The 24,044-nt window shown below is 58.0% G+C and carries 20 protein-coding genes; 12 read left to right on the top strand and 8 right to left on the bottom strand.

What is annotated here, in order from left to right:
* The first annotated feature begins 22 nt into the window (after window positions 1-22).
* A complete protein-coding gene (gene argE / locus HMPREF3140_RS23315) occupies window positions 23-1,174 on the top strand; it encodes an acetylornithine deacetylase (RefSeq protein WP_032412686.1) in 1,152 nt (383 codons plus the stop codon).
* Between the two features lie 258 nt (window positions 1,175-1,432).
* A complete protein-coding gene (gene ppc / locus HMPREF3140_RS23310) occupies window positions 1,433-4,084 on the top strand; it encodes a phosphoenolpyruvate carboxylase (protein WP_004181636.1) in 2,652 nt (883 codons plus the stop codon).
* A 43-nt stretch (window positions 4,085-4,127) separates the two neighbouring features.
* On the opposite strand, the gene zinT is transcribed toward ppc, so the two are convergent.
* Window positions 4,128-4,778, bottom strand: a complete 651-nt coding sequence (zinT, locus tag HMPREF3140_RS23305) for a metal-binding protein ZinT (RefSeq protein ID WP_004187297.1) — start codon at window positions 4,776-4,778, stop codon at window positions 4,128-4,130.
* A gap of 24 nt (window positions 4,779-4,802) precedes the next feature.
* Between zinT and HMPREF3140_RS23300 the strand changes: the two genes are divergently transcribed.
* The 3 genes from HMPREF3140_RS23300 to gldA all read left to right on the top strand — a co-directional run bounded on the left by HMPREF3140_RS23300 (window position 4,803) and on the right by gldA (window position 7,815).
* Window positions 4,803-5,789: an AraC family transcriptional regulator gene (locus tag HMPREF3140_RS23300; protein ID WP_074195537.1), complete on the top strand. Its 987-nt coding sequence runs from the start codon at window positions 4,803-4,805 to the stop codon at window positions 5,787-5,789.
* A gap of 205 nt (window positions 5,790-5,994) precedes the next feature.
* Window positions 5,995-6,657 carry a fructose-6-phosphate aldolase gene (fsa, locus tag HMPREF3140_RS23295; RefSeq protein WP_032412683.1) on the top strand — a complete coding sequence of 221 codons (663 nt, stop codon included), beginning with the start codon at window positions 5,995-5,997 and terminating at the stop codon, window positions 6,655-6,657.
* 54 nt (window positions 6,658-6,711) lie between these two features.
* On the top strand, window positions 6,712-7,815 hold the full coding sequence (gene gldA, locus HMPREF3140_RS23290) for a bifunctional L-1,2-propanediol dehydrogenase/glycerol dehydrogenase (protein ID WP_004146274.1): 1,104 nt from the start codon (window positions 6,712-6,714) through the stop codon (window positions 7,813-7,815).
* Between the two features lie 63 nt (window positions 7,816-7,878).
* On the opposite strand, the gene HMPREF3140_RS23285 is transcribed toward gldA, so the two are convergent.
* The 3 genes from HMPREF3140_RS23285 to HMPREF3140_RS23275 form a co-directional block, all read right to left on the bottom strand.
* Window positions 7,879-8,760: a DMT family transporter gene (locus HMPREF3140_RS23285; protein WP_004177983.1), complete on the bottom strand. Its 882-nt coding sequence runs from the start codon at window positions 8,758-8,760 to the stop codon at window positions 7,879-7,881.
* A gap of 143 nt (window positions 8,761-8,903) precedes the next feature.
* Window positions 8,904-9,791 carry a methylenetetrahydrofolate reductase gene (gene metF, locus HMPREF3140_RS23280; protein WP_002882952.1) on the bottom strand — a complete coding sequence of 296 codons (888 nt, stop codon included), beginning with the start codon at window positions 9,789-9,791 and terminating at the stop codon, window positions 8,904-8,906.
* Between the two features lie 228 nt (window positions 9,792-10,019).
* Window positions 10,020-10,928 (bottom strand): LysR family transcriptional regulator, encoded by a 909-nt coding sequence (locus HMPREF3140_RS23275; protein ID WP_004901760.1) that lies wholly within the window; start codon window positions 10,926-10,928, stop codon window positions 10,020-10,022.
* Window positions 10,929-11,019: 91 nt separating this feature from the next.
* On the opposite strand from HMPREF3140_RS23275, the gene HMPREF3140_RS23270 reads away from it, so the two are divergent.
* Window positions 11,020-11,391 carry a carboxymuconolactone decarboxylase family protein gene (locus tag HMPREF3140_RS23270; protein ID WP_002882947.1) on the top strand — a complete coding sequence of 124 codons (372 nt, stop codon included), beginning with the start codon at window positions 11,020-11,022 and terminating at the stop codon, window positions 11,389-11,391.
* 37 nt (window positions 11,392-11,428) lie between these two features.
* On the opposite strand, the gene HMPREF3140_RS23265 is transcribed toward HMPREF3140_RS23270, so the two are convergent.
* Window positions 11,429-12,985, bottom strand: coding sequence for a bifunctional metallophosphatase/5'-nucleotidase (locus tag HMPREF3140_RS23265; protein WP_023342388.1), 1,557 nt, complete (start codon window positions 12,983-12,985; stop codon window positions 11,429-11,431).
* A gap of 138 nt (window positions 12,986-13,123) precedes the next feature.
* Here HMPREF3140_RS23265 and HMPREF3140_RS23260 point away from each other — a divergent pair, with 138 nt between their 5' ends.
* Window positions 13,124-14,260 carry an IS1/IS1595 family N-terminal zinc-binding domain-containing protein gene (locus HMPREF3140_RS23260; RefSeq protein ID WP_032412679.1) on the top strand — a complete coding sequence of 379 codons (1,137 nt, stop codon included), beginning with the start codon at window positions 13,124-13,126 and terminating at the stop codon, window positions 14,258-14,260.
* On the opposite strand, the gene HMPREF3140_RS23255 is transcribed toward HMPREF3140_RS23260, so the two are convergent.
* Together HMPREF3140_RS23255 and metB are read right to left on the bottom strand one after the other, a co-directional pair.
* Window positions 14,235-16,667 (bottom strand): bifunctional aspartate kinase/homoserine dehydrogenase II, encoded by a 2,433-nt coding sequence (locus tag HMPREF3140_RS23255; protein ID WP_002882944.1) that lies wholly within the window; start codon window positions 16,665-16,667, stop codon window positions 14,235-14,237. The genes HMPREF3140_RS23260 and HMPREF3140_RS23255 overlap by 26 nt on opposite strands.
* A 2-nt stretch (window positions 16,668-16,669) precedes the next feature.
* Window positions 16,670-17,830: a cystathionine gamma-synthase gene (gene metB / locus HMPREF3140_RS23250; protein WP_004150388.1), complete on the bottom strand. Its 1,161-nt coding sequence runs from the start codon at window positions 17,828-17,830 to the stop codon at window positions 16,670-16,672.
* Window positions 17,831-18,097: 267 nt separating this feature from the next.
* Between metB and metJ the strand changes: the two genes are divergently transcribed.
* Window positions 18,098-18,415: a met regulon transcriptional regulator MetJ gene (gene metJ / locus HMPREF3140_RS23245; RefSeq protein ID WP_002882924.1), complete on the top strand. Its 318-nt coding sequence runs from the start codon at window positions 18,098-18,100 to the stop codon at window positions 18,413-18,415.
* A gap of 101 nt (window positions 18,416-18,516) precedes the next feature.
* On the opposite strand, the gene rpmE is transcribed toward metJ, so the two are convergent.
* Window positions 18,517-18,729, bottom strand: coding sequence for a 50S ribosomal protein L31 (rpmE, locus tag HMPREF3140_RS23240; RefSeq protein WP_002882922.1), 213 nt, complete (start codon window positions 18,727-18,729; stop codon window positions 18,517-18,519).
* Window positions 18,730-18,981: 252 nt separating this feature from the next.
* On the opposite strand from rpmE, the gene priA reads away from it, so the two are divergent.
* From priA to hslV, 4 genes are all read left to right on the top strand, one after another.
* Window positions 18,982-21,177 (top strand): primosomal protein N', encoded by a 2,196-nt coding sequence (gene priA, locus HMPREF3140_RS23235; RefSeq protein WP_070553126.1) that lies wholly within the window; start codon window positions 18,982-18,984, stop codon window positions 21,175-21,177.
* A 150-nt stretch (window positions 21,178-21,327) separates the two neighbouring features.
* Window positions 21,328-22,356 (top strand): DNA-binding transcriptional regulator CytR, encoded by a 1,029-nt coding sequence (gene cytR, locus HMPREF3140_RS23225; RefSeq protein WP_002882921.1) that lies wholly within the window; start codon window positions 21,328-21,330, stop codon window positions 22,354-22,356.
* 93 nt (window positions 22,357-22,449) lie between these two features.
* Window positions 22,450-23,418, top strand: a complete 969-nt coding sequence (gene ftsN, locus HMPREF3140_RS23220) for a cell division protein FtsN (protein WP_002882919.1) — start codon at window positions 22,450-22,452, stop codon at window positions 23,416-23,418.
* 91 nt (window positions 23,419-23,509) lie between these two features.
* Entirely contained in the window at window positions 23,510-24,040 is a 531-nt protein-coding gene (hslV, locus tag HMPREF3140_RS23215; protein ID WP_002882918.1) for an ATP-dependent protease subunit HslV, read from the top strand.
* The last annotated feature ends 4 nt before the right edge of the window (window positions 24,041-24,044 follow it).

Here is a 24,044-nt window from a genome sequence, read left to right as displayed (position 1 = left end):
CACGACCCAAGGTGTGTCAACAATGAAAAACAATTTACCGCCCTTTATCGAGATTTACCGCGCGTTGATCGCCACACCGTCCATCAGCGCGACCGAAGAGGCTCTCGATCAAAGCAATGAGTCTTTAATCAATTTGCTGGCAGGCTGGTTCCGCGATCTCGGCTTCAATGTTGAGATACAGCCGGTGCCGGATACGCGCCATAAATTCAACCTGCTGGCCAGCACCGGACACGGCGCCGGCGGCCTGCTGCTCGCCGGGCATACCGATACCGTGCCGTTCGATGATGGCCGCTGGACGCGCGACCCGTTCACCCTCACCGAACACGATAACAAGCTCTACGGCCTCGGCACGGCCGATATGAAAGGCTTCTTCGCCTTTATTCTCGACGCCCTGCGCGATGTCGACGTCACCACGCTGAAAAAGCCGCTGTATATTCTGGCCACTGCCGACGAAGAGACCAGCATGGCCGGCGCGCGCTACTTTGCCGAAACCACCCGGCTGCGCCCGGACTGCGCCATCATCGGCGAGCCCACCTCCCTGCAGCCCATCCGCGCCCATAAAGGCCATATGTCCAACGCGATCCGTATTCAGGGCCAGTCCGGCCACTCCAGCGATCCGGCGCGCGGGGTCAACGCGATTGAGCTGATGCACGACGCCATCGGCCGGATTATGCAGTTGCGCGATCTGCTTAAAGAGCGCTATCACTTCGAGGCGTTTACGGTCCCTTACCCAACCCTCAACCTGGGCGCTATCCATGGCGGCGATGCCTCAAACCGTATCTGCGCCTGCTGTGAACTGCATATGGATATCCGCCCGCTGCCGGGGATGACCCTAAACGATCTTAATGGTCTGTTGGGCGAGGCGCTGGCCCCGGTCAGCGAACGCTGGCCGGGCCGCCTGACGGTCTCTGAGCTGCATCCGCCGATCCCCGGCTACGAGTGCCCGCCGGACTATAAGCTGGTGCAGGTGGTCGAGAAACTGCTTGGCGTGCAGACCGACGTGGTGAATTACTGCACCGAAGCGCCGTTTATCCAGACGCTGTGTCCGACGCTGGTTCTCGGCCCGGGCTCCATCAATCAGGCCCATCAGCCTGACGAGTATCTGGAGACGCGCTTTATCAAGCCGACCCGGGAGCTGATTAGCCAGGTGGTTCATCACTTCTGCTGGCACTAAAATCGCCCTCTTTTTCCGCCCCGTTCTCCCGGGGCGGAACGGTGACGATCGTCACATTTCCATAAGCGATGCTTATCCAGCGCTCCCTGAATTAAATTTCGCAAATTACGGCGATTTACTCGTTTGCTGAAGCGATTTCGCAGTAATTGACGTGGGGGTATTTACGTGGCTTTATAAAAGACGGGTTGCTTATCCGTTGCTCACGTTCCAGCGCAGCGGATATAACAAAATAAAATGAGATGGGGTGTCTGGGGTAACATGAACGAACAATATTCCGCATTGCGTAGTAATGTCAGTATGCTCGGCAAGGTGCTGGGCGATACCATCAAGGATGCATTGGGAGAAAATATTCTTGATCGTGTCGAAACTATCCGTAAGTTGTCCAAATCTTCACGCGCCGGCAACGAAGCTAACCGCCAGGAGCTGCTGACCACGCTGCAGAATTTGTCAAACGACGAACTGCTGCCGGTGGCCCGTGCCTTCAGCCAGTTTCTGAATCTGGCCAACACCGCTGAGCAGTACCACAGCATTTCGGCCAATGGCGAAGCGGCCAGCAATCCGGAAGTCATTGCGCGTACCCTGAGAAAGCTCAAAGACCAACCCAATCTCAATGAAGAGACCATCAAACAAGCGGTGGAATCGCTGTCTCTGGAGCTGGTGTTAACCGCCCACCCGACCGAGATCACCCGCCGGACGCTGATCCATAAAATGGTGGAAGTGAACAACTGCCTTAAGCAGTTGGACAACAAAGATATCGCTGACTATGAGCACCATCAGCTGATGCGCCGTCTGCGCCAGCTGATCGCCCAGTCGTGGCATACCGATGAAATTCGTAAGCACCGCCCTTCCCCGGTCGATGAAGCCAAATGGGGCTTCGCGGTGGTGGAAAACAGCCTGTGGGAAGGGGTGCCTAACTATCTGCGCGAGCTGAACGAACAGCTGGAAGCCAACCTTGGCTATCAGCTGCCGGTGGACTTCGTCCCGGTGCGTTTCACCTCGTGGATGGGCGGCGACCGCGACGGCAACCCGAACGTGACTGCCGACATCACCCGCCACGTGCTGCTGCTCAGCCGCTGGAAAGCGACCGACCTGTTCCTCAAAGACGTGCAGGTGCTGATCTCCGAGCTGTCGATGGTGGAGTGTACCGACGAGCTGCGCGCCCTGGCTGGCGCCGAGGGCGCTCAGGAACCTTACCGTTATCTGATGAAAAAACTGCGCTCTCAACTGATGGAGACCCAGGCCTGGCTGGAAGCGCGTCTGAAAGGTCAGAAGCTGCCGAAACCGGCGGGACTGATCACTCAGAACGAGCAGCTGTGGGAACCGCTGTACGCCTGCTATAAATCGCTGCAGGCCTGCGGCATGGGCATTATCGCCAACGGCGAGCTGCTCGACACCCTGCGCCGCGTGAAGTCTTTCGGCGTACCGCTGGTGCGTATTGATATTCGTCAGGAAAGCACCCGCCATACCGAAGCGCTGGGTGAAATGACCCGTTACCTCGGGATCGGCGACTACGAAAGCTGGTCGGAAGCCGACAAACAGGCTTTCCTGATCCGCGAACTGAATTCCAAACGTCCGCTGCTGCCGCGCCAGTGGGAGCCAAGCGAAGAGACGCGTGAAGTTCTCGACACCTGCAAGGTGATCGCCGAGGCGCCGCGCGGATCGATCGCCGCCTACGTGATCTCGATGGCGAAAACGCCGTCCGATGTGCTGGCGGTTCATCTCCTGCTGAAAGAAGCCGGGATTGGCTTTGCTCTGCCGGTGGCCCCGCTGTTCGAAACGCTGGATGACCTCAACAACGCCAACGACGTCATGACCCAGCTGCTGAATATCGACTGGTACCGCGGCTTTATCCAGGGCAAGCAGATGGTCATGATCGGCTACTCTGACTCCGCTAAAGATGCCGGCGTGATGGCCGCCTCCTGGGCGCAGTACCAGGCGCAGGACGCGCTGATCAAAACCTGCGAAAAAGCCGGTATTGAACTGACGCTGTTCCACGGTCGCGGCGGCTCTATCGGCCGCGGCGGCGCGCCGGCCCACGCCGCGCTGCTCTCGCAGCCGCCGGGAAGCCTGAAAGGCGGCCTGCGCGTTACCGAGCAGGGCGAGATGATCCGCTTTAAGTACGGCCTGCCGGAAGTCACCATCAGCAGCCTGTCGCTGTATACCAGCGCCATTCTGGAAGCCAACCTGCTGCCGCCGCCGGAGCCGAAAGCAGAATGGCGCGACATCATGGCCGAGCTGTCCGACGTGTCGTGCAAGATGTATCGCGGCTACGTGCGTGAAAACAAAGATTTCGTCCCTTACTTCCGCTCTGCGACCCCGGAGCAGGAGCTGGGCAAACTGCCGCTGGGTTCGCGTCCGGCAAAACGTCGTCCAACCGGCGGCGTCGAGTCGCTGCGCGCCATTCCGTGGATCTTCGCCTGGACCCAGAACCGCCTGATGCTGCCGGCCTGGCTGGGCGCTGGCGCTGCGCTGCAGAAGGTGGTCGAAGGTGGAAAACAGAGTGAACTGGAAGCCATGTGTCGCGACTGGCCGTTCTTCTCTACCCGCCTCGGCATGCTGGAGATGGTTTACTCGAAGGCCGACCTGTGGCTGGCGGAGTACTACGATCAGCGCCTGGTGAAGCCGGAGCTGTGGGCGCTGGGTTCCGAGCTGCGCAAGCTGCTGGCTGCCGATATCAACGTCGTGCTGGCCATCGCCAACGACTCCCATCTGATGGCCGACCTGCCGTGGATCGCCGAGTCTATCCAGCTGCGTAATATCTATACCGACCCGCTGAACGTCCTGCAGGCGGAACTGCTGCACCGTTCACGCCAGGCTGAAGAAGAGGGCAAGGACCCGGATCCGCGCGTTGAACAAGCGCTGATGGTCACCATCGCCGGCGTCGCCGCCGGTATGCGTAACACCGGTTAATCTATCTCTCCCCGGCCGCCCGGCCGGGGGTTTTCCGCCCGTTCTAGTGGTGCAGCATCTCATCAACGATCTGTTCTTTATGCAGCGCATACGGATAATAGGTCGGCCAGTTATCCATCTCTTTCAGCAACGCCTCCTGTGATTCATTGCCCATGAAAATATGGAAATGCTGTGATTTACGCGGGCCAATGATATGGTCGCTGAATTGCACAAATTTCGGCGCGTTGGCATCGCCCTGCTGGCACTCGAACAGATAACGCACGCCCTTCTTACCGGAGGCGTAATGCAGAATTTTATAGCCTGAATAGCGGTATTTGCAGCTATTGACGGTCTGGCCAACGTGGAACTCAATCACGTCATCTTCAATGCCAATCTGCTCCACATCGGTGGCGTAGCCCTTCTTATAATAGGCGCGATACTCCTCCACGCTCTTGCCGCCGGGCTTTTTCGCCTTCTGCTCCAGCACCGGATCGAGATCGCCGTTGAGCAGATACGGGTTCACCGACTGCCAGACGCCTTCCCAGTCGCTCAGCGCGCGGTCCTGCACATCTTTATCCGCAAAAATGCCTTCGCTGGCCTGACGCTCCACTTCGGTTAACGCCGGGCCATGGCTATGGTTGCCGTGGGCGAACGCCTGGGCGCTGGCTAAAGCCATGCCGAATCCTAAGGCCAGCAGGGGGATCTTTCTGGTCATTACTCTCTCCTGAGTTTGCTATCAATGGCGACAAATTGTTACGATATAACATACCTTGTCTGGGAGGCAAGAGCGACAGGCAAGCGCTTTTACCGCTGGAATAATGTCCGGTATGATGAAAAGGGTGATGCGCTGAACGGAAGAATGATGGACAACGATATCAATCAACTTATTGATGCATTGCTAAAAAAGCAGACCAGCCTCGGCCGGGTTTATTTCGCCGGCGAGACGCGCTCGCCTGCTGAGCCGGTGGTGCAGGTGGATTTTCCCCGTCTGAATATCCTCCTCGATGGGCAGTTGCCCGACCAGGCGCTCGGCGATAACGCCCCTCCCCTCGAAGCCAACGACGTGCTCTATATTCCTGGCGATAGCTGGAACTGCCCGCAGTGGCAAGCGCCTTGCCTGCTGTTAAGCATCCTGTTCGCTAAGCAGCAGCTGGAGTGCTCGCTGCAGCACTGGAATGGCAAGGCGATAACTGTTGTCGACAAGCGGCAGGCGCTGCGCCGCGGGCCGCGCGTCGGATCATTTCTGCTGCAGGCGCTCAATGAACTCCGGATGCAACCGCAGGAGCAGCAAACCGCCCGCAGCATCGTCGTCAGCCTGCTCAGCCACTGCCATGATCTTCTCGGCAGCCAGGCGCAAACCTCCTCGCGCAGCCAGGCGTTGTTTGAAGCGATCCGCCAATATATGGACATCCATTATGCGGAACCGCTGAGCCGGGAATCGGTGGCCCAGGCGTTCTACCTCTCTCCCAACTATCTTTCCCATCTGTTCCAGAAATGTGGGCCAATGGGCTTCAATGAATATCTAAACCATATTCGTCTCGAACAGGCCCGTATGCTGCTGAAGGGCCACGATATGAAAGTGAAAGACATCGCCCACGCCTGCGGCTTCGCCGACAGCAACTACTTCTGCCGCCTGTTCCGCAAAACTACGGAACGCTCGCCGTCTGAATACCGCCGCCAGTACCATAGCCAGCTGACGGAAAAAGCATCCCCGGTAAAAAACTAGATTTTTGTGTGTTAAACCTGACTTTTGTGCGCGCTATAGTTACCTCCCATCCCAGCCAGCGCCGATAAATGTGATCTAAATCATCCTTAATCACGATGCGTACATTTATCCAGTTTTTGGCAAATTTGTCATCTGGCTATCCTTCGAACGAAAGCCGTATGCTTACCTCAACGACAGCACCGAATTAAGCATTGAGGAAAACACAATGGAACTCTATCTGGATACCGCCAACGTCGCCGAAGTGGAACGCCTGGCCCGCATCTACCCGCTGGCCGGGGTAACCACCAACCCGAGCATTATCGCCGCCGGTAAAGTCCCGGTCTGGGATGTGCTGCCGCGCCTGCAAAAAGCCGTCGGTCCGGAGGGCACCCTCTTCGCGCAGACCATGAGCCGCGACGCGCAGGGCATGGTGGAAGAGGCCAAACGTCTGAGCAATGCCGTGCCGGGCATTGTGGTCAAAATCCCGGTCACCGCCGAAGGGCTCGCCGCTATCAAACTGCTGAAGAAAGAAGGCATCCCGACCCTTGGCACCGCCGTCTACAGCGCTTCGCAAGGCCTGCTGGCCGCGCTGGCCGGCGCAAAGTACGTCGCGCCTTACGTTAACCGCGTCGACGCCCAGGGCGGGGACGGCATCCGCATGGTGCAGGAGCTGCAATCCCTGCTGGAAATTCATGCGCCCGAGAGCAAAGTTCTGGCGGCAAGCTTCAAAACGCCACGCCAGGCGCTGGATTGTCTGCTGGCTGGCTGCGAAGCAATCACCCTTCCACTAGATGTAGCGCAACAAATGCTCGGCACCCCTGCGGTAGAGTCAGCCATAGAGAAGTTTGAACAGGACTGGAATAACGCCTTTGGCACGCTGAATCTGTAACCGGATCCGCGAGCCGCCTGCGGGCGGCGTCACGGTCATCGAGGAGGAATCGAAATGGATCGCATTATTCAATCACCAGGCAAATATATCCAGGGCGCAGGCGCCATCAAGCGCCTCGGCGACTATCTGAAACCGCTGGCCGAGCGCTGGCTGGTAGTCGGTGATAAGTTCGTTCTGGGGTTTGCGGAAGAGATGCTGCGTAAAAGCCTGGCCGACGCTGGCCTGGCGGCTGAAATCGCGCCGTTTGGCGGTGAGTGTTCGCATAATGAAATCAACCGCCTACGCGATATCGCCGGCAACGCGAAGTGCACCGCGGTGCTGGGGATCGGCGGTGGCAAAACCCTGGATACCGCGAAAGCGCTGGCCCACTTTATGAATGTGCCGGTGGCGATCGCCCCCACCATCGCCTCCACCGATGCGCCGTGCAGCGCGCTGTCGGTGATATACACCGACGAAGGGGAATTCGACAGCTACCTGATGCTGCCGCGCAACCCCAACATGGTCATTGTCGATACGCAGATCGTTGCCGGCGCGCCGGCCCGCCTGCTGGCCGCCGGGATTGGCGATGCGCTGGCTACCTGGTTCGAAGCCCGCGCCTGCTCCCGTAGCGGCGCCACCACTATGGCGGGCGGGAAGTGCACCCAGGCGGCGCTGGCGCTGGCCGAGCTATGCTACAACACCTTACTCGAAGAGGGTGAAAAAGCGATGCTGGCCGCCGAACAGCACGTGGTCACCCCGGCGCTGGAGCGGGTGGTGGAAGCCAACACCTATCTGAGCGGCGTGGGTTTCGAAAGCGGTGGTCTCGCGGCGGCGCACGCGATTCATAACGGCATGACGGCCATCCCTGACGCCCATCACTATTATCACGGGGAAAAAGTGGCGTTCGGAACCCTGACGCAGCTGGTGCTGGAAAATGCGCCGGTGGACGAAATAGAGACCGTCGCCGCGCTGTGCCACAGCGTTGGGCTGCCGATCACCCTGGCGCAGCTGGATATCAAAGGTGATATCCCGACCAAAATGCGTCTGGTGGCGGAAGCCGCCTGCGCTGAAGGCGAAACCATTCACAATATGCCGGGCGGCGTTGATTCCGACCAGGTCTACGCCGCGCTGCTGGTGGCCGACCAGTATGGTCAGCGCTTCCTGCAGGAATGGGAATAAACCAGAGCAAAACACCCGGCGTCAGCCGGGTGTTTTTTATGCATCTCTGCAGGCCGGAGCAGGCTATGCCCCTCGTCTCTTGATACTGATCATCGCCAACGCCAGTACTATCAACGCAATGCCACAACCTTCCACCTTTCCTGGATTTTCATGTAGTAGCCACCAGGAAAATAGCACGCCACAGACCGGTACGGCCAGCGTACTCAGACCGGCTATACTTGCCGGTAAATTACGCAGTACAAAAAGCCACAGACTCCAGGCCAGCGCCGTTGCAAGGATTGCGCTGTAAGCCAGGGCCCAGAAAACGTCGGGCTGCCAGTCTACCGCCCGTTGCGGGACGAGCCAGGCCACTACGCTCATTACTACGGCGGCATATAGCATCTGCCATGTCGTTAGCGCCAGCAAATCAACCTGCGGATACCGGGTATACATACGCTTCGCGACGATCGCACCTGCCCCCCAGCTCACGCCGGAGAGGATCGCCAGCAAGGCGCTTTTCAGGGAGGTAAAATCGAGTTGCCAAGGCTGAAGTACGAGTATCAGGCCCACGCATGCCACCCCGATGGCGATATACTGCCATCGCCGCATGCGCTCACCTAAGAATAACGCGGCCATCACCACTACCCAGAATGGCATGGTATAACTCAGGATCGCCACTTTACCGGCGCCACCGCTCATTAGCGCCCACTGTGCCAGACCGACCATGCCGCAGGTTTGCAATAACGCGATCGCCAGGGTGTAGCCGAAAGGCGTCGGCTTGAGCGCTTTACCGCGGATCAACATCACTATCCATAGCACCACGGCGCCAAAAATACAGCGCAGCGCCGTGAAGTCAAAAGCGCCGATATAGCTCGTCACTTGCTTCATCGCGATCCAGCTAAAGCTCCAGATCAGCGTTAATAACGCCAAACCGCCAAACGCCAGTGGATCGCTCTTCCTTGCCATTGCATAACCCATCCCTGTCAATTATCAGGCTGGCACTATACGCGCTTTATCTTCTGCTCTCCCCTGACCTGTATCAGCGTTTTGGGCAAAAAAAAGCGATGGCGAATACCGGCTTCGCCATCGCACTAAACGTTAATGAAAACTCAGGCCGGGCGTACGCCCAGCGTATGGCAGATGGCGTAGCTCATCTCGGCGCGGTTCAGGGTGTAGAAGTGGAAATCCTTGACCCCTTCCCGGCTTAAGATCTTCACCATGTCCATGGCGATATTCGCCCCCACCAGTTGACGGGTTTCGGCGTCGTTATCCAGCCCTTCGAACATTTTTGACATCCACACCGGGATACGGACGTTGGTCATATCCGCAAACTTTTTCGCCTGTTTAAAGTTGGAGACCGGCAGGATACCGGGAATGATTTCCACGTCGATGCCTGCCGAGACGCAGCGATCGCGAAAACGCAGGTAGCTTTCCACATCGAAGAAGAACTGGGTGATCGCGCGGTTGGCCCCTGCTTCTACTTTGCGCTTCAGGTTCAGTAAATCCGCCTGCGCGCTTTTCGCCTCCGGATGCACTTCCGGATACGCGGCGACAGAGATATCAAAATCGCCTACCTCTTTCAGCAACGTCACCAGATCGGCGGCGTACATATCCGGTTTACCGCTGCCCGGCGGCAGGTCGCCGCGCAGGGCTACGATATGGCGGATACCGTTGTTCCAGTAATCCTGAGCGATAGTGCGCAACTCATCGCGGCTGGCATCGATACAGGTCAGGTGCGGCGCTGCTTCCAGACCGGTTCGCTCTTTAATGCCTTTGATGATGCTGTGGGTGCGATCGCGCTCGCCAGAGTTCGCGCCATAGGTTACCGAAACAAACTTCGGTTTCAGACTGCTCAGGCGATCGATGGATTTCCACAGGGTTTGCTCCATTTCACTGGTGCGCGGCGGAAAGAATTCAAAAGACACATTAATCTGGCCCTGGACTTCCGCCAGGCTCTGATTCAGGGCTTCCCGCTGATTGGCGTGAAAAAAGCTCATACCTTACCTCATCAATCGCATGTAATGGCTGTTATATTGCGAACTTCTATACGTTTAGACGTCCAGATGTAAAAATGACGGAAAAGCGCGCGGGCGTCAATAGAAAAATCTGCGTAAAGAGTGAGGAATAGGTCACCTACATGAAAAAATTTCATCTTCCGATCACCTGGCCACGCACAGGAAGCGGCTCGGTGGGCAATATAAGGTGGCTCGCGAGTCAGCCTGAGACTAGCCAGTCGCCAGAATGCCATCCAGCAGAGAAAGCCATTGCTGCACGGACTCTGCCTGGTGAGGCGGATAAATCACCCCAAGGCTTAACGGCATCGCGTCGCCCTCAGCCACCGGGCAGAACGCCACCCCCTGACGCTGAATCGCGGAAAAGGACGCCGGCAGCAGGATCATGCCTTCGCCGCGCGCAATACGCGCCAGCAGCACATCATGCTCGGCCGGCTCTTCCACATACGTCGGGGCATAGCCAGCCCGGTCGAAAATGCGGCGCGTGTAGTCAAAGAAACCAGGATTACGCTCGCGTTTAAACCAGAACAGCGGCCGATGATTGAGCGCGCTTAACGTCAGCCCTGGCCTGGCGGCTTCCGGCCAGGAGGCAGGTAATGCCGCAATGAGCGGCTCATGATACGGCAATGGGTGCAGGTGCAGCCCTTCAGTATTGAGCGGCAACGCGACCAGCGCCGCATCGAGTTTGCCTTTGCGTACCTGCTGAGCCAGCGCCGGTGAGGCGTGGCGGGTGATATGCAACGCGCGGGTATGTTCGCTCAGCGCAGCCTCAACGGCGGCGAAAATGCCCTGTTCGAAGGCCGTCGTCACGCCCAGACGTAGAGCCTGCGGCGAGTGGGCGGCGAGCTCACTCAATGCCGCCAGCGTGCGTTCCTGGAGCGCCAGCAGAGGTTGAATCATCTCCAGCACCTCTTTACCCGCGTCGGTCAGGATCAGGCCTTTGCTATGGCGCTGAAACAGCGTCACCCCCAGCTGCGCTTCCAGATGGCGGATATGGCGGGTCAGCGGCGGCTGCGAGATAAATAACCGCTGCGCCGCCCGGCTGATGTTATTTTCCTCCGCTACCACGGCAAAGGCGCGCAGCAGGCGAATATCCAGGGAATGTAATCGCGAAGTTGTCATACTGAAAAGGTATCACGAAAAGGGTATTACTCAAGTCCGGCACACTTCCCTACCCTTCCTCTTAACGCACCATCACAGAGAGGAAAAAACGATGTCCAGCGAACGTTATATCATCGGTCAGGAAATGCTTCAGCGGGTGGATGGTAAGGGCGGGGAAGCCGTCGTCGACAGCCTGCGGGATATCGCCCCCGATTTCGCCCGCTATCTGATTGAGTTCCCCTTCGGCGATATTTACGCCAGGCCAGGGCTCGATTTACGCAGCCGGGAAATCGCCACCATCGCCGCGCTCACGGCGTTGGGTAACGCCGAGCCACAGCTGAAAGTACACATTGCCGCGGGATTAAACGTCGGCCTGACGCAAGAGGAGATTACGGAAGCGATCATGCAGATGGCAGTCTATGCCGGATTCCCGGCGGCCCTCAACGGCCTGTTTGCCGCCAGGGCGGTATTTGCGGCCCACTGATCGCTTAAGGCCGGGCTGACTGCCCGGCCTTAAAAACTTATTTCTTCACATCGACAACGCGCTGCCCGCTAAGCTGCTCATCCGTTATCTTTTGCCCGGCTTTGAAATAGTCTACGACCGCATTTGAAACATAATAGCCGCCGGAGGTATTACGCGCCTGCCCCTCGGTAAACGCGACAAAACCATCGCCGCCATCTGCAAGGAAGCTGTTGGTGGCAATATGGTAAACCGTCGTATCGTCAATCGGTTTACCGTTTAGCCTGAATAACACAACGCGCTGGCCCACAGGTTTGCTGCTGTCATACTTCATTTCCAGTCCCCGGGAGACCTGCAGCACGCCGTTGCTCAACCCGGCGCCATGCTCCATCAAGCTACGCAACTGCTTCCCGGTTAGATCCATGGTGACCAGCTCGTTGGGAAACGGGAAGGTACTGATAACGGCGCCCATGCTCACCGCCCCGGCGGGGATCTCATTCCGGATCCCGCCCGAGTTGGTTAACGCCATCTGCGTACTCCTACCTGCTGCCAACAGCAAGGCGTCAGCGGCAAGATTGCCCAACGGCGAAGAGATACCATACGCACGGGTCAGTTCAACGGGCGATTGTGTAATGACCTGCTGCACCAGTTGATCAAGTTGCTTATTCCAGCCGTCGATGACCTGTTTTGTCTGCGGATCAGGCTTCCACTCATCGGCATAAAGCGTCTTCAGCTCAAAGTGCTTCACCGTGAATTGGTGCGGTTTCTCCTGATAATCCAGCACCAGTTTACCCACATCGATGCCGCCGCTATCGGTAGAAAGAATCAACGTATTACCCACTTTAATGGGCTCCGGTGTGCCAACGTGAGCATGGCCGGTAATTAAAACGTCCAGGCCTTTCACCTGACCCGCAGTCTGAATATCTTTATCCAGCGCACGACGCACATCGGTTCCCCCCTGGCTCGACTGACGCGCCGGGACGCCTTCATGGATCAGGGCCACGGTCAGATCCACTTTACCGTTAAGTTCATCGATATAATGCTGTAGCCATTTCACCTCATCACGCGCTTCGATACCCACTCGCGTCGCGGCAGAAACGGTGTCATTAAAAGCAAACACGCCGTGCAGGCCAATCACGCCAATTTTCACGCCATCTTTTTCGATAATGGTATAGGGCTTATCCCAGAACGATTTATCGCTGTTCTGATAAAAAATATTGCCCTGAACAATCGGGAATGTCGCCTGGCTAAGCTGAAGCAACGTATTATCCCAGCCGTGATCGAACTCATGATTACCGATAGTCACCGCATCGTAGGACATCGTATTCATAATATCGATTATCGCTTTGCCCTTCGTCAGGCTACTGATGTAAGGCCCGGTAAAATAATCTCCGGCATCAAAAAACCAGGTCGCGTTATTTTTCGCTTTTTCCTGTTTCACCATCGTCGTGATATTCGCCCAACCACCAATATCTCGTTTACCATCCGCTATCCATGGCACTTTATAAGGTTCGACATGGGCATGAAGATCGTTGGTATAAATGATGGTGACATCTTTGGCGCAGGCCCAGAAAGGCAAAGTTAACAGAAGTGCTGCGCTCATTGTTTTTAGTTTCATCGGAGTTCCTTTCAGAGTGATAAAGAACCGCTAAGTTACGTTCTGAAAGACTTTTTTATGTGAGAGCATTCACAGTTGTATGCAACCTGAGCAGGACAAAATTAACGACCTGTAAAAATCGTTGGTATTGACCTGCCAGTGGATACTCTCTTTACCATTAACGCCTGTAAAACCTTTGGCTGCCGCAATTTAGGTTTACCGTCTGCGGCTGAGTATCATTTCCCGAATTTTCGGCTGGGCTACCCGGCGCTCCACTGCGCAGCCTGCGGCAGCTATCCCCCCCTGTTTAACGAACGGGAATTCCGCCCCTGGCTGGCGGCTTATCTGACGGATCATGCCCGCCGCTACGGCTATTTTTGCCCGGTATGCTATCAGCGGGATATTATTCGCTACGGCCGCAATCCGCTGGGTACGCAACGCCTTCAGTGCCGCCACTGTAAAAAGGTCTGGACGCCAAAATTCCCACACATCGCCCCAATTGAAGCCCCACGACGTATTTGCAGCGTACCGTTGATAGCGCCATTCCAGGGTAATGCCGCCGGGCAAAAGCTCTACTTTTTATTAAGCTTTGATGCCGTGCGCGGTAATGTTATTCATCTTACCTCTAATTTCACTGCTTTCGCGGTAGGCGAATCATTACGCTATCACTGGCGCGGCGGACAAGCCGACAGGGAGGAGACTGACGATATTATTCAACGTATTTCTCTCACTGAAATGCGCTTTTTACAACGCAGTCAGTTCGATGAAATCCAGTACGGCAGCGCAATGCAAAAGCGCCATGCCCGCGGCAATATATTGCGCCCGGTTATCGCCGCGCACGGTCATTTCAAACTGCTCAGCCAGCGGTTTCCAGAGGTGAAAACGCACGTTATTGCGCATGAATGCTTTTTACGCGGCGCGGCGATCGTTGCCTGGGCGCCGCTTTTTCGTCAGCGGCAAGGCGATCTATGGTATGTGGAAGAAGAGATAAGGAACCCAGCCAGCCCGGCTCCGTGGCAGCTACAGGGGAAAACCCATCATGGCTGGTGGCAAAATTCATGGCAGCGTTGGACGCAGGAAGAGAATCAGAAAATGGTCTGCCGGCTTGCCGGCACTGCAGAAGAGAACGCCTTTCTACCAGACCTTGCGGCCAGCCGACGGTTTACAATATGGCTGAAAAACAGACCCGCGTTTGCGCAGAGCGCCCTGTATTCCGCAGGGCGCGTAACGCAAATAGTGGTCTCACTGGTTCAAGAGTATAACGCGACGCTTACAGCAGCTGCGCCAGGCGGTTAATATCCGACTGAATCGCCCCGGCGGTCACATCGCGCCCGGCGCCGGGCCCGCGGATCACCAGCGGGTTATCGCGATACCAGCGGCTTTCGATGGCAAACACGTTATCGCACGGCAGCAGCGCCGCCAGCGGGTGCTCTTCGCGTACCGCTTCCACACCGACGCGTGCTTTGCCGTTGGCATCAAAGCGCGCCACGTAGCGGAGCACCAGCCCCATCTCGCGGGCCGCTTCCAGACGCTGCAGCATCTGCTCGTTCAGCTCTTCGCCATTCTCAAAGAAGTGATCGACCGACCCCTCTTCACAGTGCGCCGGTACCAGTGATTCCACACGCACCTGATCCGGTTCGATGTCATAGCCCGCTTCCCGCGCGAGGATCACCAGCTTACGCATCACATCCTTACCGGACAGATCGACGCGCGGATCCGGCTCGGTCAGCCCCTGCTGCCACGCCTGATCCACCAGGTCGGTGAACGGCACGGTGCCATCGAACTGCAGGAACAGCCAGGAGAGCGTTCCCGAGAAGATACCGCTCAGGCCGAGAATAGTATCGCCGCTGTCGATCAGGTCGCGCACCGTATGGTTCACCGGCAAGCCGGCGCCCACGGTGGCGTTATACAACCAGTGGCGCCCCGTCTTCTCAAACGCGTCGTGGATCTGACGATATTTATCACTGCTGCTGGCGCCCGCCAGCTTGTTGGCGCTAATGACGTGGAAGCCATGGCTGGCGAAATCAAGATACTGGTCGGCCAGCTGTTCGCTGGCGGTGACGTCCAGCACCACTAAATCATCATACGGGTGCGCGCGCATCCACAGGAACAGCGACTCTTCATCCTGCTCCACCGCTTCATCGTTGAAGAAAGCCAGCGCCCGGCTGGCATCCAGCCCGTCGTAATTCAGCAGGCTGCGTTTACTGTCGACTACGCCGGCGAGAATAAACTCGAAACCGGTACGCGCCGAGAGCGTAGTTTGTTCACGGGCGAAAAGCTCCAGCCAGCGTGAACCAATGTTCCCTTTGCCGAACAGCATCAGGCCAATACGCTTTTCGGCGCGAAACAAGGACTGATGCAGCCCCTGGATCAGGCTTTCCGTCGGCCCGGCGCGTAGCACCGCCACCAGGCTGATCCCCTCTTCAGACTGCCAGGTGAACTCCACCGGCTGCCCTTTGAGCTGCTGCCAGAAACGGTGGCAGTGCAGCGGGTTACGGGTGACTCCCGCGCCCACCATCGCCACCAGCGCCAGCTTCTGACGCAGACGCAGCTCGCCCGGCAGACCGGCTTCATCGAGCAATTTCAGCGCGCTGTCGGCCACCTCGGAGGTATAGCAGAACTGCAGCAGCTTACGGTCGGCATGGACGCCAACGGCTAACGGGCGCAGCTGGGCGCGTTTGAGCAGAGCGTCCAGCTCTTTATGCGCCAGTTTGAAATCGTGACCGGCCGGCACCTGGAACTCCACCAGGCAGACGTCGTCATGGCTGGTGACAATCCGTGCGCCGGTACCGGAGGCCAGCACGCGCTCAATGCGCGTGGAACCCTGTTCCGGCGTGTAGCTGCAGCGTAACTGCAGATCGATATCACTGGCGGAAACCGGCTGTAGCGTGCGGGCATGGAGCACCGGCGCGGCCAGGCGCGCCAGCTCGCTGGCTTCGTCCAGACGCAGCAGCGGCAGCAGGCAGGCGTCTTTCACCTTGCGCGGATCCGCGCTGTACACCCCGGCAACGTCGCTCCAGATAGTGACCCGGGAGGCGCCCGCCAGCGCGCCGATCTGGGTGGCAGAGTAGTCAGACCCGTTACGGCCCAGCAGGACGGTTTCCCCGGCCTGGTTGCGGGAGATAAAGCCGGTCACCACCAGACGTTTGTTAGGATGCTGCGCCATCAGCTGCTGCAGCAGCGGATAGGATAATCCTTCATCCACCTGCGGCTGCGCGGCGCGTTCCGCGCGCAGGAACGCGCGCGCGTCCAGCCAGGCCGCTTCCATACCCAGCTGGTTGAGGACCGCCGCCATCAGGCGCGCGGACCACACTTCCCCATGGCCGACCACTTCCGCATAGACCGCTTCGGAAACCCCGCCGTCCAGCAGACCAGCCAGACGCTCAAGGTCGTGGATAAAGGCGGCTATCAACGTATCCGCCGCCGCAGGCTCCAGCAGACCGCCAATCAGCTCGGTGTGATAGCGGCGAAGCGACTGCTGAACCTGATGCGCAGCAAGGCGATCGCTCTGGCTAAGCTTAAGCCAGCTGATCAGCTGGTTGGTGGTGCTGCCAGCGGCGGAGACGACCATCATATCCCCCGCCTGCGAATACTCCTTCATGATCCCCGCGACGCGCAGGTAACATTTCGCATCCGCTAAACTACTCCCACCAAATTTGTGCAGCTGACGACCCTTCGCCCCTGCCTGCGCAATCACACTCATCTTTATTCCTCGTTTGCTGCCCGGAAGCCATTTTCCAGGTCGGCAATTAAATCTTCACCATCTTCAATACCGGTCGATATACGCAGGAGCGTTTCTGAAATTCCGGCGGCGGCACGCGCTTCAGGCGCCATGCCGGCATGCGTCATCGTTGCCGCATGGGAAATCAGGCTTTCAACGCCCCCCAGCGATTCCGCCAGTGTAAACAGCGACAGCCCGCTCAGAAAACGGCGCAGCGTCTGCTCGTCACCGTCAAGCTCGAAGCTTAACATTGCGCCAAAACCTTTTTGCTGACGCGCCGCAATTTCATGCCCCTGGTTTTCCGGCAGCGATGGATGATACAGCTTTTTCACCAGCGGCTGGGTTTTCAGATACTCAACGATCGCCAGGGCATTTCGCTGCGCCACTTCCATCCGTGGAGACAGCGTCCGCAGCCCGCGCAACAGCAGATAGCTGTCGAAGGCGCTGCCGGTGACGCCAATATTATTCGCCCACCATGCCAGTTCGGTGACAGTTGCCGGATCTTTGGCAATCACCACCCCGGCCACCACATCGGAGTGACCATTGAGGTATTTGGTACAGGAATGCAGCACCAGATCGGCGCCCAGCGCCAGCGGGTTTTGCAACGCCGGGCTCAGGAAGGTGTTGTCCACCACGCTAATTGCCCCGGCCTCACGCGCCAGACCACAGATTTTCGCAATATCCACCACCCGCAGCAATGGATTACTTGGGCTTTCCACCAACACCAGCTTCGGTTTTTCCGCCAGCGCCGCCCGCAGCGCCTGCTCATCGCTTTGATCGACAAACTGGACGCGATAGCAGCCGCGCTTCGCCAGGCTGTCGAACAGACGGTAGCTGCCGCCGTAGCAGTCGTGCGGCGCCACCAGCAGATCGCCCGGTTTAAGGAACACCGTCGTCACCAGCAGGATCGCCGACATTCCGGTATTGGTCAGCACCGCGCCGGCGCCGCCCTCCAGCTCCGCTAAGGCGCGCTGCACCACATCGCGCGTCGGATTGCCACGACGGGAGTAGTCGTGGGCGCGCGGTTCATTAAAGCCGGTGAAGTTATAGGTACTGGAGAGGTGAATCGGCGGGACAACGCAACCGTACTGCTCGTCGTCATTTAAACCGCTACGCACTGCGATGGTGGCCTGTTTACGCGTCATGTTGGGAAGTTCCTGGGCTGAATCGGTGAAAAGTCAGGCTCCAGAGTAATCATTGTCACAATAGACGTCAATACATCTGGACATCTAAACTTCTTTGCGTATAGATTGAGCAAAGTGCAAATAGCCGTTAAAATTATATGCATTAGCGCACGTCGTCGGCGGCTTATCTCATGTCAGAAAGCCCGCGCATACGGTAAACTACGCGCAATTATAGCCCGGGCGGAATATTCTGGCCCTTCACTAATAAACAGAGGATTAAGGTATCTCATGGCTGAATGGAGCGGCGAATATATCAGCCCATACGCTGAGCACGGTAAGAAGAGTGAACAAGTAAAGAAAATTACGGTTTCCATTCCTCTGAAGGTGTTAAAAATCCTCACCGATGAACGCACGCGTCGTCAGGTGAATAACCTGCGTCACGCGACCAACAGCGAGCTGCTGTGCGAAGCGTTTCTGCATGCCTTTACCGGACAACCGTTGCCTAACGATGAAGACCTGCGTAAAGAGCGCAGCGATGAGATCCCGGAAGCGGCGAAAGCGATTATGCGTGAACTGGGAATCGACCCGGATACGTGGGAATACTGAGACGATAAAAAGGGCGGAATAATCTTCCGCCCTTTTTTCTTTCCCGCCCAGGCAGGCGGGAGAGACAAAAAAGCCGCCCTGAGGCGGCTTCTTCTGGCAACTTACTTGCTGCCCGGGATGCTGAAGCGCTTGTTGAAGCGGTCAACACGGCCACCGGTAGCAACATCACGCTGTTTGCCGGTGAAGAACGGGTGGCATTTGCCGCACACGTCGAGGTTCAGGTCGTGACCAACGGTGGAGCGGATTTTCATGACATTACCGCAAGAACAGGTAGCAGTAATTTCGTCGTAATTTGGGTGAATACCTTTTTTCATGGGAGAACCTCAGTTAAGGCCGCGTCGCTCTTCCAGCCCTAACGCCAGACACCACGCGATATTAGTAATTTCCCGTCGCCATCTACGCTGCTGACAGCGTGAAGCACGCGGTAATGGTCAATCTTCAATGCGATATAAAGCGCATCAAAGGCGGCGAATCATACAGAATTTGACCAGCATATGCAAACTGATCCGCGCCGCCTTATCGTAATGTGTATACTATCCCGCCAGATTTCAAGTCAGGAAGATGACATGTCCGTCGCCCACGTTGCCCTACCCGTTCCGCTACCGCGCACTTTTGACTACCTGCTGCCTGAAGGCATGGCGGTCAAAGCGGGCTGTCGGGTGCGGGTGCCGTTCGGCAAACAGGAGCGGATCGGCATTGTCGCGGCGGTGAGCGAGCGCAGCGAACTGCCGCTGGATGAGCTAAAACCGGTCGCCGAAGCGCTGGACGACGAGCCGGTCTTCTCCACGACTGTCTGGCGACTGCTGATGTGGGCGGCTGAGTATTACCATCACCCGATCGGCGATGTGCTGTTCCATGCATTACCCGTTATGCTGCGCCAGGGCAAACCCGCCAGCGCCACGCCGCTGTGGTACTGGTTCGCCACCGAGCAGGGGCAGGTTGTCGACCTTAACGGTCTGAAACGCTCCCGGAAGCAGCAGCAGGCGCTGGCGGCGCTGCGCCAGGGTAAAATCTGGCGTCATCAGGTTGGCGAACTGGAATTCAATGAAGCGGCGCTGCAGGCGCTGCGCGGTAAAGGGCTGGCGGAGCTGGCCTGCGAAGCGCCCGCCCTCACCGACTGGCGCAGCGCGTATTCGGTTGCCGGCGAACGCCTGCGCCTGAATACCGAGCAGGCCACCGCCGTCGGGGCGATCCACAGCGCCGCCGATCGTTTCTCCGCCTGGCTGCTGGCGGGTATTACCGGCTCCGGGAAAACGGAAGTCTATTTGAGCGTGCTGGAGAATGTGCTGGCGCAGGGGCGCCAGGCGCTGGTGATGGTGCCGGAGATCGGCCTGACGCCGCAAACCATCGCCCGATTTCGCCAGCGCTTTAACGCGCCGGTGGAAGTGCTGCACTCCGGGCTCAATGACAGCGAACGTCTCTCGGCCTGGCTGAAGGCGAAAAATGGCGAAGCGGCCATTGTGATCGGCACCCGCTCCTCGCTGTTTACCCCATTTAAAGATCTCGGCGTCATCGTCATCGACGAAGAGCATGATAGCTCCTACACGCAGCAGGAAGGCTGGCGCTACCATGCCCGCGACCTGGCGGTATGGCGCGCCCACAGCGAGCAGATCCCGATAATTCTCGGCTCGGCGACGCCGGCGCTGGAGACTCTGCATAACGTCCGCCAGGGTAAATACCGCCAGTTAACCTTAAGCAAACGCGCGGGCAATGCGCGCCCGGCCCAGCAGCACGTGCTCGATCTCAAAGGGCAACCGCTGCAGGCGGGCCTGTCTCCCGCGCTGATTAGCCGTATGCGCCAGCACCTGCAAGCGGATAACCAGGTGATCCTGTTTCTTAACCGCCGCGGCTTTGCGCCAGCGCTGCTGTGCCACGATTGCGGCTGGATAGCGGAATGCCCGCGCTGCGACAGTTACTATACGTTGCACCAGGCGCAGCACCATCTACGCTGCCACCATTGCGACAGCCAGCGCCCGATCCCGCGCCAGTGTCCTTCCTGCGGCTCCACGCATCTGGTGCCGGTAGGGATCGGCACCGAGCAGCTGGAGCAGGCCCTGGCGCCGCTGTTCCCTGAGGTGCCTATCTCGCGTATCGACCGCGATACCACCAGCCGCAAAGGAGCGCTGGAGGAGCATCTCGCCGCCGTCCATCGCGGCGGGGCGCGTATTCTGATTGGCACCCAAATGCTGGCCAAAGGGCACCACTTCCCGGACGTCACCCTCGTCTCCCTGCTGGATGTCGACGGGGCGCTGTTTTCCGCTGATTTCCGCTCCGCAGAGCGTTTCGCTCAGCTTTATACCCAGGTCTCCGGGCGAGCGGGCCGGGCAGGAAAACAGGGCGAGGTCATTCTTCAAACCCACCATCCGGAACACCCTCTACTGCAGACCCTGCTGTATAAAGGCTACGACGCCTTTGCCGAACAGGCGCTGGCAGAGCGGCAGACGATGCAGCTGCCGCCGTGGACCAGCCATGTGCTGATTCGTGCGGAAGACCATAACAACCAGCAGGCGCCGCTGTTTTTACAGCAGCTGCGCAATCTGCTGCAGGCCAGCCCGCTGGCCGACGAAAAGCTATGGGTGCTCGGTCCGGTTCCGGCGCTGGCGCCAAAGCGCGGCGGCCGCTGGCGCTGGCAAATATTGCTGCAGCATCCTTCGCGGGTGCGTCTGCAACATATCGTTAGCGGTACGCTGGCGCTGATCAATACGCTTCCGGAGGCGAGAAAAGTGAAGTGGGTGCTGGATGTCGATCCGATTGAAGGATAAGCCTTCTCTTGCGAGCCGGATCGAAAAATTTAACAAGCATCACGTTTTTCATGAAAATTCTGTAACTCACTGCCGCGACTATCTGATAAAAATGATGCAGCAGTTAGCGCCCAAGGGAAATGCCAGCGCCATTCAGCGAGGAGAAACCAGGTGAAGCCCAAAAAACAAGTGGTTGCCGCCACCATGAAAGACGTCGCCCTCAAGGCAAACGTTTCCACGGCAACCGTGTCCCGAGCGTTGATGAACCCTGATAAGGTGTCGCAAGCCACCCGTAACCGGGTCGAGCAGGCGGCGCTGGAAGTCGGCTATTTACCGCAGTCGCTCGGACGCAATATGAAGCGCAACGAATCGCGGACGATCCTCGTGATCGTCCCGGATATCTGCGACCCCTTCTTTAGTGAAGTGATCCGCGGTATTGAAGTCACTGCCGCCGAGCACGGCTATCTGGTGTTAATCGGCGATTGCGCCCACCAGAATCAGAAAGAAAAAACCTTTATCGACCTTATCATCACCAAGCAGATCGACGGCATGGTGCTGCTCAGCTCGCGCCTGCCGTTTGACGCCAGCGTGGAAGAGCAGCGCAATTTGCCGCCAATGGTCATGTCGAATGAGTTTGCGCCGGAGCTGGAGCTGCCCACCGTCCATATCGATAACCTGACGGCGGCCTTTAACGCGGTAAATTATCTCCACGAGCTGGGACATCAGCGTATCGGCTGTATCGCCGGCCCGGAAGATATGCCGTTGTGCCATTATCGCCTGCAGGGTTATGTGCAGGCGCTGCGCCGCAGCGGTATCACCGTCGATCCGCACTATATTGCTCGCGGCAACTTTACCTTCGAAGCCGGCGCCAATGCGCTGGAGCAGCTGCTGGCGCAGCCGGTGCCGCCCACGGCGGTCTTTTGCCATAGCGATGTGATGGCGCTGGGCGCCTTATCGCTGGCAAAACGTCGCGGTCTGAAAGTGCCGGACGACCTGTCAATTGTCGGCTTCGATAACATCGCGTTGTCTGAATTTTGCGACCCGCCGTTGACCACGGTTTCACAGCCACGGTTTGATATCGGCCGTGAAGGAATGCTGCTATTACTGGAGCAAATGCAGGGGCATAACGTGAACAGCGGCTCGCGTCTGCTCGATTGCGAACTGATTGTTCGCGGCAGTACGCAAAAAATCAGACGATAACCATCAGGCTTTCGGGCCTGCTCTTCTGGTCAAAGGCCCGCCGCTTAAGTAACATGGCGGGCTGACGAACGAATATAAGACAGCGAAACGATAGTGGCACAACGAGATTATGTACGCCGCAGCCAACCGGCTTCTTCGCGGCGCAAAAAGAGCACGACCCGAAGCTCAAGGAATAAGCAAAGCAGCCTTCCGGCGATTTCACCGGCGATGGTGGCGATCGCGGCGGCTGTGCTGGTGGCCTTTATCGGTGGCCTCTATTTCATTACGCATCATAAGAAAGAAGAAGCGGAAGCGATGCAAAATCGCCAGGCCGCCGGCAACGGCTTGCCGCCCAAACCGGAAGAGCGCTGGCGCTATATTAAAGAGCTGGAAAGCCGCCAGCCTGGCGTCCGCGCGCCGACCGAACCGACCGCCGGTGGCGAAGTCATGAAACCGGAACAGCTGACCGACGAGCAGCGCCAGCTGCTCGCCCAGATGCAGGCCGATATGCGCCAGCAGCCGACCCAGCTGACCGAAGTGCCGTGGAACGAACAAACGCCGGCGCAGCGCCAGCAGACGCTTCAGCGTCAGCGTTTAGCGCAGCAACAGCAGCAGGCGCAGCAGCAACAGTGGGCGCAGACTCAGGCGCAGACCGTCCAACAGCAGCCGCCGCGCGTTCAGCAGCCGAAGCCGGTTCAGCAGCAACAACCGAAGCAGACCGCGTCAAACCAGCAGCCGTACCAGGATCTGCTGCAGACGCCAGCGCATACCAATACCACGCAGCCGCGTACCCAGGCCGCGGCGCCGGTAACTCGGGTGGAAGAAGCGCCGAAAACCACCGCCGAGAAGAAAGACGATCGTAGCTGGATGATCCAGTGCGGCTCTTTTAAAGGCGCCGAGCAGGCCGAAACCGTCCGCGCTCAGCTGGCTTTCGAAGGGTTTGCTTCGCACATTACCACTAACAACGGCTGGAACCGCGTGGTTATTGGCCCGTTAAAAGGCAAAGAAAGCGCCAACGAGATGATCACCCGCCTGAAGATGGCTGGACACGCGAACTGCATTCGTCTCGCCGCCAGGGGTTGAAACCCTCAAAATCCCCCCCATCTATAATTGCATTCGGCCCCGCGGACAGCGCGGGGCCCCTGTTCCGCTTTTGCAACCAAGGGGTCTGCTCGTGACTACAATTGTAAGTGTTCGCCGTAACGGCCATGTTGTTATTGCCGGTGATGGCCAGGCCACGCTGGGCAACACCGTGATGAAGGGCAATGTGAAGAAAGTGCGTCGTCTGTACAACGACAAAGTGATTGCCGGTTTCGCTGGCGGCACCGCCGACGCCTTCACGCTGTTCGAACTGTTTGAACGTAAACTGGAAATGCACCAGGGCCATCTGGTGAAGGCCGCCGTTGAGCTGGCCAAAGACTGGCGAACTGACCGGATGTTGCGCAAACTGGAAGCGCTGCTGGCCGTCGCGGACGAAAACGCGTCGCTTATCATCACCGGTAACGGTGACGTGGTACAGCCGGAAAACGATTTGATTGCTATCGGCTCCGGCGGTCCTTACGCCCAGGCCGCGGCCCGCGCGCTGTTGGAAAATACCGATATGGGCGCGCGCGACATCGCCGAGAAAGCGTTGGATATTGCAGGTGATATCTGCATCTACACCAACCATTTCCACACCATCGAAGAATTACCTTCTAAAGCGTAAGGAT

Origin of the sequence: Klebsiella sp. HMSC16A12, from assembly GCF_001808265.1 — a bacterium.
GTDB classification, from domain to species: Bacteria; Pseudomonadota; Gammaproteobacteria; order Enterobacterales; family Enterobacteriaceae; genus Klebsiella; species Klebsiella pneumoniae.
This window is presented reverse-complemented; position numbering and strand designations above follow the sequence as displayed.